5 protein-coding genes are annotated in these 7,319 nt (G+C 30.7%); all 5 read right to left on the bottom strand.

What is annotated here, in order from left to right:
• Positions 1 to 81: 81 nt before the first annotated feature.
• Positions 82 to 738: a DUF4145 domain-containing protein gene (locus G507_RS17350; protein ID WP_051191575.1), complete on the bottom strand. Its 657-nt coding sequence runs from the start codon at positions 736 to 738 to the stop codon at positions 82 to 84.
• Between the two features lie 541 nt (positions 739 to 1,279).
• Positions 1,280 to 2,005, bottom strand: a complete 726-nt coding sequence (locus tag G507_RS0109230) for a hypothetical protein (RefSeq protein ID WP_026717219.1) — start codon at positions 2,003 to 2,005, stop codon at positions 1,280 to 1,282.
• 161 nt (positions 2,006 to 2,166) lie between these two features.
• Positions 2,167 to 5,442: a T9SS type A sorting domain-containing protein gene (locus G507_RS17660; RefSeq protein ID WP_157496555.1), complete on the bottom strand. Its 3,276-nt coding sequence runs from the start codon at positions 5,440 to 5,442 to the stop codon at positions 2,167 to 2,169.
• A gap of 84 nt (positions 5,443 to 5,526) precedes the next feature.
• Positions 5,527 to 6,057 (bottom strand): Riean_0653 family protein, encoded by a 531-nt coding sequence (locus G507_RS0109240; protein ID WP_026717221.1) that lies wholly within the window; start codon positions 6,055 to 6,057, stop codon positions 5,527 to 5,529.
• A 340-nt stretch (positions 6,058 to 6,397) separates the two neighbouring features.
• On the bottom strand, positions 6,398 to 6,925 hold the full coding sequence (locus G507_RS0109245; RefSeq protein ID WP_026717222.1) for a Riean_0653 family protein: 528 nt from the start codon (positions 6,923 to 6,925) through the stop codon (positions 6,398 to 6,400).
• Between the last annotated feature and the right edge of the window lie 394 nt (positions 6,926 to 7,319).

The following is a 7,319-nucleotide window of genomic DNA, read 5'->3' on the forward strand; positions in this document are numbered from 1 at the left end:
AAAATTGTGAATCATAGAGGTTTTTCCGAAGGAAAAACCAAGCCTAAACCATTTTATAAAACCATTGTTAGCAGTAGTGTTTTACTTTTTATATTTACTTTGAATGTTTGCAATATAATGTCTTTTTTGTTCGATGCTATGAATCTCGTCCATTACTAATTTTATTAATTCCTTCAAGTCTAAAATGTCAAAATTGTCGTGATATTTTAGATAATGAGTCATATCATTACCTAACCAAGTTGCTCGTTGTAATAGATCTTTTAAATCGGCTTCTTGTGATAGAGTAAAATTTTCACCTATTACTTTGGCAAGAAGAGAATCTTCGATTTTTCCTTCCAATGAGCTATCTCGTTGAATAAGATAATCTTTTACCAAATACTCAATTGACTTTCTAAAGCCCATTCCAGAGATTTCGTCAAGCCCTAAATATTCAGCGTGTAATGCTTGCATGTAGGTGGTTATAAATTTTGAATTTAATTTATTAATAATTTCTGGCCAATGTGGAGCAATTGGAGTTCCATCTAAGAATCCAACGAATTCAGAGGTTCTTTGTCCTGTAATTTTATATGACGCTACAAATGCTTTCCCACATTCTCTAAAGGTGCACTTCCATATTGAGTAACAAATGTCTTTTTCTGCATAAGTAGAAATTTGAATTGGTTCAATATCTCTATGACAATGTGGACAATTACTTGGGTTTTCCCCATAAACAGTAAAATTCTTATAATTAAAGTTCATTTTTTGTATTGTGTTATTTTCGGTTTTTGGACATTACTGCTAACGGTTATTGGCTTTGCGCAGTGGCGTTGATTGTACACTGAACACAACAAATATAAACAAATATTTAGATTAAAAACAACCCTTTATAATAAAAGACCATACCCAGCCATTGTGCAAAACCGGTGTTGTAGGTTGCACTTTTTTTGACACACTAAACAACAGATTAAAAGAACTAACCACTAATATTTGAGAAGTTGCTATAATTCAAAAAGCGGAAGCCATATATCTAAATGCGGAAGCTATAATTCTAAATGCGGAAGCCATAAATCTAAATGCGGAAGGCATAAATCTAAATGCGGAAGACATAAATCTAAATGCGGAAGACATAAATCTAAATGCGGAAGACATAAATCTAAATGCTTATGACATAAATCTAAATGATGTAGCAAGAAATCTAAATAGGGTAGGAAACTATCTAAATAATAATAACAAAAGACTTATTGCGTGAGCAATAAGTCTTTTTGTTTTTAGCTTTTTTTAAGCAGTACTCAAATTATATTTATGATTTTTTGAACTTTATGCCACTAACTTGGTCATATTGCGGACTACTTGCTCCGAAAACTGACTTAACATACTTTTTAACTTCACTTGCGGTTTTAACAATACCGCTTTCGCTTGTGTATAAAGTTTCGTTTCTTGAAATTCTTGAATTACTAATGTTAGTATAAGCAGTTGCAACGGCAGTATTTTTTGTATTAAGGTCTGCAATTTTTGTTGTTAATGTTGCAACTTGTAATTCGGTTTCGTTTGGTGTGTAACTTGGCTCTGCTTCTAAAACAGATTTAAGACCAGAAAAATGTTGGATTAATTGGTCGTAAGATTGTTGGCTTGTAGAAATTGTGTTTGGTGCTGGTGCGTTTGGGTCGGTTGGTGTTTGCGTAGATGACGCTTTTTTACCTTGCATTTTGCGATTAAAACCTTTTGCATCGTCGATAGTTTCATCAGAAGCATCGGTTGTTTGTAAAGCGTTTACTAAACGAGTAGATAATGACTTTAAATTGCCGAAGGCAATCATACGTTCATTTACTTTGTTGTTGTAAGCGGTGTTTTTTGTAATTACATCAGTTAATTTTGTTTCTGCCGTTGCTTTTAATGCAACAAGTTGAGGCAATTTTAAACTGTTTTTTGACGGATTGTAGGTTGCGCCATAACCAGTAACAAACTCAATTAAATCTTGAAAGTTTGCTACATTTTTTGCGTGACCTACTTCTGATGTTGATGCCATAATAAAAATGTTAAATAGTTAATGATAATTCAAAATTAAATAAAAATTTATATTGATTTGATAATTTAACAATTTTTTTAATTTATTGAAACTTTTAGGTTTAGAATAACATAAGCCATTAGCATAAAGCTATTGGCTTATTTATTTACTATATAAGTTATTTATTCTACAATTAATGTTTCTCTATAGGTTTCATAATTATCAATTGTAAGATTTAGAATATAGTTACCCCTATTTAATGTAAGACCATCTATTGCGAATTCATTTGTATTGTAATTGTTTTCATAAACTCTTAAACCTTGCAAGTCATAGATTATAACCCTAAAGCTAATACCTATAGGATAGTTTTCAACAACACAAGGATTACCATAAGGATTTAATTTATTGAAAGTTACATAAATATTACCGTTACTTACAGGGTTAGGTGCGATTTTTAAAAAACCTGTACATGGATTGTTTGGGTTATTGTAGGGATCATAAACTGTAACCGATTTAAAAGGTATGTCAGTTTTTCCACAAGTATTAACTGCTCTGCAATTAACAGCATAAGTGCCTGCACAGTTACCCCAATCTATTGTTACTGCATTTGATGTTGTTGTAATACTTGAAAGGTTTGTGTTTTGAAATTTTGGAAAAACAGTACCAGTAGGACAAGTTGTTAATCCTTGACTATTTGTTGTACAACCACAATTAGGAGCAGCATTTGTAATAAACCATTCATAATGGGTAGCTTTTTCTACTAAAGGGACATTATAACTACCAGTTGTATATCTTGGTTTACTATCTGGACCATTAACTATCTGTGTTGTTCTTTTTGGTTTCCCTACCCAAATTACTAATTGAGTGGAAGCAATTCCACATCTAATATTACTATAAGTTACATTTAAAGTTATGTATCCACTTTGGTTAATGTCAGCTTGATTTACTGTTACTTGATTACCATTTGGAACTAAGGTTGCTAAATTACCACCTTCTGATATTGACCATATTGTTTGTGTAGGATCAGCATCACTTGTTACTGAATAAATGCCAGTAACACAAAGTAAAGTACTTCCGTTTATTTGAGTATTTGAACAGAAGTTTAAGCAATTAAAAATTTCTTGATTATTTGGGTCATTATCAAGTTCAGTTGCAAGCCAATTTCCATTTCGAGTATTAAAAGAAATATGCTCTTCATTACTACCATTTGGGTCATGTGATGTCGTGAAGTTAGCAAAAGGGATTGCTCTTGAACCTGTTGGTGGTAATGAAGCATTATATTTTACAAAATAGTCATTGTTGTTTAAGACAACATTTCCACTACCAACATCTAAAGCACTTGGAGTTGGAATAAAATTAAAACTTTCTTTTGCTTCTGCTTGTATACCATAAGTTAAGAAAAGATTTATAATACCTTGACTATTTGTACCACCATTAGATATAAATGAATTATAACTACCACCAGGATAATAATCATAAGGTAAAAAAACTGGATTATCATAGCTTTCATCGGTCAATTCTACTGTTATTTTGGGAGCCCAACCAAAAAGACTGAATAATGTTTTAGTGAAAGTAATTCTCCCTTTATATATTTCCGAAGTTGTGTTTGCTGCTGGTAGCGAGTTCCCTTGAAAGTTTAAGCTAAACTTACTGTTACCTGGTAGAATACCTACTAGTAATGCAGGTTCATTAAATAAATAAGCTAAAGTAATTGAACCAACAAAATTAACTGGTGTTAATAATAAAAACCAATCAACTAAAAAAGTTGTTTGTCCATCACCTGTTAGCGAAAATAATTTATCACCAGGATTAAAATTTTGCGGAATTGCACAATGGTTTCCATTACTTATAGCTATGTTGCGAGTTTGTTGTGGGTATCCTAAATTGCGAAGTTCTGTTCTAAAACTATTTCCAATAAAATTGTCTAATTCAAACCCAGAATTAATATAATTTGCTAACAATTGTTTAGTTCCTGGTGCATCTAACAAACTTTGTAGGTCTTCAATTGATACGGGACCTCCATTACCAGTTACATTAATATTCATATCTTCTAATGGAGTATTTACAAATTGATCAGCCATATGACGAGCAAAATATTGAAGTGCCAAAGGTATATTTGCTCCTTGATGTGGTGCATCGTGGCTGATGTATAAATTAGTTTGATGTGTCCAAGAAGGAATTGTATTAGGAAATAAAATTTGTTGATTTTCCATGTCTTTTAGAGCATAGCGAGCAACAAGACCTCCCATACTTTGTCCTAAAACTACATTGGGTTCATTACCTTGTTTTACACTATTTACCCACTTGATAATATCTTCTAACAAATAAGCGTTACGTTGTATGTAATCTTTTCCTTGGTCCCAATTGACATAGATGATGTCATATGTATTAAGTTGCCCGTTCAAATTGCCCGCTAGAGTATTAGTCGCTGTTCCTCTAAATCCTAGATAAGTGTTTTCCCCTAAAGGATTTTCAACACCTAATAAACCACTATCAAAACCTTCTACTACAATTAATGGTCTAGTTATGATTCCACATCCTAATGTGTTTCTATAATCTATTTCTAATGTAGCTGAATTGGATTGCCCTAAATATTGACGTGTTCCATAAAATTCAACTTTATCTATTCCAAATTGATTTACAGAGCAAGGCTGATTGATTGTTCTTTGTGATTCAGAATTATTATTTATTGGTGGAATTTCTGCATCAATAAAAATTTTAGAATGGCTGTGTAATATTTGACCACTCGTTAATGTGAGTTTATATTTCCATTCTTTTAAACCAGATGTTGAGTAGGTTACTGTTTTTAATTGTCCAAATGTTGTAGTTTGATAACCCGAACCATCGTTAAAATCAATTGCAATGCTTTGCACACTGCTACTTTGGTTAGTGTACCATAAAGAACTAGGTAACTGCACTTGCATTGACAAACTTTTATATGTTGTTATTGGTGTAGCTATTGCAAAAACTTGCTTTTCGTTATATGGATTTTGCCAAACTCCGTTTATATATTTATCGTACAATTTACCATTAGTTATGGTTATAGTATTGTTTGGTGCATCGGGTTTAAATTCACTATACTTATAATATAAACCACTTAAAACAATTTTATTGGCTTGACGAAGGCTATTCCAATTGCTTTTGAAAGTTGTCGGATTGACCAAATCTGGAACACCAGTTTGAATTCTAGCCATAAGCAACGTATTATATATTGCGGTATATTTACCAACACTAGTATTGTTTTGGGTTGATAAAACACCGTTGTAAGCTGAAAGCTCTTCAAATTCCATGGCATAATTTACCAATAATTTGTGAGGCACTTTTGTTTTATCCAAGTATTGAAAAGTACTATTAATTTGAGTGGCAAAAGATGTATTAACAGTTTGAGCATTTGTCAATAGACTAAATAGTAGTGTTAAAACAAGTGAAAACTTGCAGAAATAGTTTATAAATTTCATAATTTTGTAAAATTGAAAGGTTAGACATTTTAAATAGTGTTTAATTTATAGAACCGTTTTGCTGTAACAAAACGGTTCTTGTTTTTATTGCGTGTATTGCATATCAAAACGACCCTCACGGATTTGATGAATAATTCCATTTGTATCTTCTACATCAAACCAAAAAGTTCCTGAAACAATTTGATTTACTGGATCTAGCTTTGTAATTGTTAATTCTCCTGTGTAAACATCATTAGTGAAATTTTCAAAAGTTCCATATATGTATGCAGCAGATGCATTATTTGTTGTAAACTCTAAAAGGTTATATGTTTCACCTTGGAATATTTGTTTAGCATTGGTACCAATATCGATACCTATTAAAATATTTTGATCGTCACTTTTTCTTAAAGCAAGTGCAAAATAATATTCTCCATTAACTAATTGGTAAAAACAATTGGTTGAAAGTGGTTGATTACCAGGTAAAAAAACTTGACCATCTAATAGACAACCTACCTTATTTGCCCCAATCTGTGTTGCTGGTGGTAGTTGGTTAACAGGATTTTTTGATGTGTCATCATCTTTATTACAACAACTTAATGTAGTTATAATTAGTAGCAGTAAAATTATTTTTTTCATATAGAATAGTTTTTTTTATTTTAAATTATAAGTTAATGTAACTAATATTATTTCAAAATTAATTAAAAATATATAATATACAATAGGTAAAAATACCTAAAAAATTAAGGGAAAACACCCAGAGAATTCTGTAAAAACACTTAATTTAAATATCTACACTCTTTTTATACGAAACGTGTAGCTCGAGTGTAACCTACAACGTTTAGTGGCTTTATAAAGTGGTTTGAATTAATCACTGACCAAAGCAAATATAGAACAAAATTACTAATCATAGAGGTTTTTCCGAAGGAAAAACCAAGCCTAAACCATTTTATAAAACCATTGTTAGCAAATGTTTTTTTTAGTTAATAAATAAATCAAATCTGCCATCTGTGACTTTTATTATTTCACCATTTTCGTTGATTGCGTCAAACCAGAATGTTCCACCAATAATGTTTTTCTGTCTATCATGGAATAATATTTTTAGTTCTCCATTTTGAATAGAATTTGTCTCATATAAATTTTCATCAAAATCAATACTTAAATTGTAGTTGGCAAAACTTTCTATATTTTGTTCTGATTTTAAATTATAAGTTTGACCAGTCATATTCTCATAAGGAACATCTAGTGCAACAATTCTTATAGATTTAAAAATATTATTATTTGTATTAGTATAACTTACTGAAAAAAATACAGGTCCATTTGTGTCTTGGTCAATTCTACAATCAGTATTTCCGAATATTCCACCACCTTTTGGCTTCAAAACTTCACCATTAAGTTTACTTGATATTCCACCGTAGCCATTATATTTAATTTCAGTAAGTTCGTCGTCTTTTGAACATCCAATAAGAAATATACTGATTAAACTAAATATTAAAAAATTTTTCATTTTTTCATTTTATTATTGTTAGATGTTTTTTATGCTAATTGGTTGCGTTTTTTCTTCAATATTTGCTAACGGTTCGCGGCTTTATTTCAGTTTTGCTGATTAATAACCAAGCCTTAACAAATATAGACAAATTTTAGATTAAAAAAATTCCAAAATAGAAAAAAACCAAGCCTGCAAAATTGAATAAAACCGTTGTTGTGGTTTCGTAGTAACTTTAATTCAACTTGCGTCAATTCAGAAAGAATTTATGTATGTTGAATTTAAAGAATCAACACAAAGATTTTCCACAAAGAAATTCACGCAAAATATTCACACAAACTTTTCGACTAAGTTCAGTTTTTTGTTTTTAAAATGATTTTGATGAAAAAATGATTTTCAGAATCTTTACGTTAAA

Origin of the sequence: Flavobacterium gelidilacus DSM 15343 (assembly GCF_000422685.1) — a bacterium.
In the GTDB taxonomy this organism is placed as follows: Bacteria; Bacteroidota; Bacteroidia; order Flavobacteriales; family Flavobacteriaceae; genus Flavobacterium; species Flavobacterium gelidilacus.